Here is a 2,379-nt window from a genome sequence, read left to right on the forward strand (position 1 = left end):
GGTGAACCTGCTGCAGAAGGTGCAGCGGGAGCTGGGCATCGCGTTCGTCTTCATCGCCCACGACCTCGCGGTGGTGCGGCACTTCTCGCAGCGCGTCGCGGTGATGTACCTCGGCAAGATCGTGGAGATCGCCGACCGCGAGGACCTGTACGAGAACCCGCGCCACCCCTACACCCGGGCGCTGCTGTCCGCGGTGCCCGAGGCCACGGTGGACGAGGAGCCGCGCGAGCGCATCCGCCTGGTCGGCGACGTGCCCTCGCCCATCAACCCGCCCTCGGGCTGCCGTTTCCGCACCCGGTGCTGGAAGGCGACGGACAAGTGCGCGTCCGAGGCCCCGCCGCTGGTCCAGGCCGAGGGCAACAAGCCCGGCCACCTGACGGCATGCCACTATCCTGAGACGCAGGAGACCATCCCGGCTCCGCGCCTTGCCAAGGACCCCGAGGCGGCGGCCTGACACACCCCTTTTCCGTCGGTCGCTCCCTTGCCGGAACGGACTTCAACGGCCCATTGACCCGAGCCACCTGAACGTCCGCTCCACGGGAAAGAAGGCCCGCGTCTCCCCAAGACGCGGGCCTTCGCCGCACCCGGGGTCAGCCGGCGACGACCTCCGCCTCGAACCCGTCCGCGTCCTCCAGGTAGACGGCGTAGTGCCCGGGCCCGCCGGCGTGGGGATGCCGCTCGGGAAACAGCAGCGTCCAGCCGTGCGCGGGCGCGGCCCCGGCCACGGCGTCCACGGCCTCCCTCCCCCGGGCCCGGAAGGCCAGGTGATTGAGTCCCGGCCGCATCCGGTCGTGCCCGGCCCCGGGCCGCAGCGCGGGCGACTCCTCGACCACGAGATAGGTCTCCCCCAGCCGCCAGCTCCGCCCCGCCGCCCACTCCTGGTACGGCTCCCATCCGAGGGAACCCAGCAGCCACCCCCAGGAGACGACCGCCCTGTCCAGGTCCGGCACCCACAGCTCCACGTGATGCAACACGCCCCCGCCTTCCGCTCGCCGAAGGAGACACCCCGCCGAAATCGACGTGTGCCGATCAGCAACGTATGGCACACTGCGGCGGTGGTGGATCACTCGTTCACTGATCTCTCGCTCGCCGCGCTGTACGACCGCCTCAACCCGTGGGGGCCGAGCGACGATTTCTATCTCGGGCTCGTGCGGCAGGCGGGCGATGTGCTCGATGTCGGCTGCGGGACCGGGCAGTTGCTGCGCAGGGCCCGGGCCGAGGGGCACACCGGGCGGCTGACGGGCCTGGATCCGGCCGCCGCCATGCTCGTACAGGCGCGGGCGGACCGGGCGGACGTGGAGTGGGTGCTCGGGGACACCCGGGTGCGGTCCTGGGACGCGGAGTTCGACCTCGCCGTGATGACCGGGCACGCCTTCCAGGCGCTGGTCCGCGACGAGGAGATCCGCGGCTGTCTGCGGGCCGTGCGCCAGGCCCTGCGGCCCGGCGGGCGGTTCGTGTTCGAGGTCAGGAATCCCGCCGCGCGGGCCTGGGAGCGATGGACGCCCGACCGGGCGCGCGAGGTCGTCGCCGCCGACGGAACGCCCGTCCGGGTCAGCCACGAGGTGCTGGACGGCGGCCCGCAGAACGGGCGGGTGCGGTTCGCGGAGACGTACGACAGCGACCGCTGGCCCGCGCCCCGCGTCAGCCACAGCGTCCTGCGGTTCCTGGACCGCGACTCCCTCGCCGGCTTCCTCACCGAGGCGGGGCTCACCGTCGTGGAGCAGTACGGCGACTGGGACGGCCGGCCGCCGGCGCCCACCGCCCCCGAGATCATCACCGTGGCGGCACCCACCGCCTGACCGCGCGGACCACGCGAACGGACAGGGCCCCCGGCGAACCCGGACGCCCCGCCCCTCGGGCCGTGCCTTCGACCGCGACCGCTAGCCCTCTTCCGAGCCGGACCCCGTGTCCTCCAGCGCCGCCAGCGCCGGGTCCAGCACGATGTCCTCCCCCCGCGCCTCGATCGTGGGCTCCTCCGGGAAGTGGCACGCCGTCAGATGCCCCTCGTGGTTCCCGGAGATCCGCACCAGCGGCGGCTCCTGCGTCGCGCACGTGTCCTGCGCCTTCCAGCAGCGGGTGCGGAAGCGGCAGCCCGACGGCGGGGAGATGGGCGACGGCACGTCGCCGGCGAGACGGATGCGTTCACGGCCACCCGTCTCCCCGCCCGTGAGGTCGACCTCGGGGACCGCGGACAGCAGGGCGTGGGTGTAGGGGTGGCGGGGGCGGGTGTAGATGGAGTCGCGGTCGCCCACCTCGATGATCTTGCCGAGGTACATCACCGCGACGCGCTGCGAGAAGTGCCGTACCACCGCGAGGTCGTGGGCGATGAAGAGGAACGCGATGCCCAGGTCGTTCTGCACCTGCTGGAGGAGGTTGACG

The 2,379-nt window shown here is 72.9% G+C and carries 4 protein-coding genes; 2 read left to right on the top strand and 2 right to left on the bottom strand.

The annotated features are described in order from the left end of the window. Positions 1–454 (top strand): ABC transporter ATP-binding protein (locus ACWDD7_RS37555; protein WP_351881675.1); only part of this gene is annotated, 454 nt, incomplete at its 5' end. Between the two features lie 136 nt (positions 455–590). Here the strand turns inward: ACWDD7_RS37555 and ACWDD7_RS37560 are convergent. Then, complete coding sequence (locus tag ACWDD7_RS37560) at positions 591–974, bottom strand: VOC family protein (protein ID WP_450460699.1); 384 nt, start codon at positions 972–974, stop codon at positions 591–593. Positions 975–1,055: 81 nt separating this feature from the next. On the opposite strand from ACWDD7_RS37560, the gene ACWDD7_RS37565 reads away from it, so the two are divergent. Continuing rightward, positions 1,056–1,799 (top strand): class I SAM-dependent DNA methyltransferase, encoded by a 744-nt coding sequence (locus ACWDD7_RS37565; protein WP_450460700.1) that lies wholly within the window; start codon positions 1,056–1,058, stop codon positions 1,797–1,799. Positions 1,800–1,880: 81 nt separating this feature from the next. Here ACWDD7_RS37565 and ACWDD7_RS37570 read toward each other — a convergent pair. After that, the coding region (locus ACWDD7_RS37570) for an ABC transporter ATP-binding protein (RefSeq protein ID WP_351881684.1) at positions 1,881–2,379 on the bottom strand (499 nt) is incomplete at its 5' end.

It is taken from the genome of Streptomyces sp. NPDC001056, assembly GCF_053598955.1.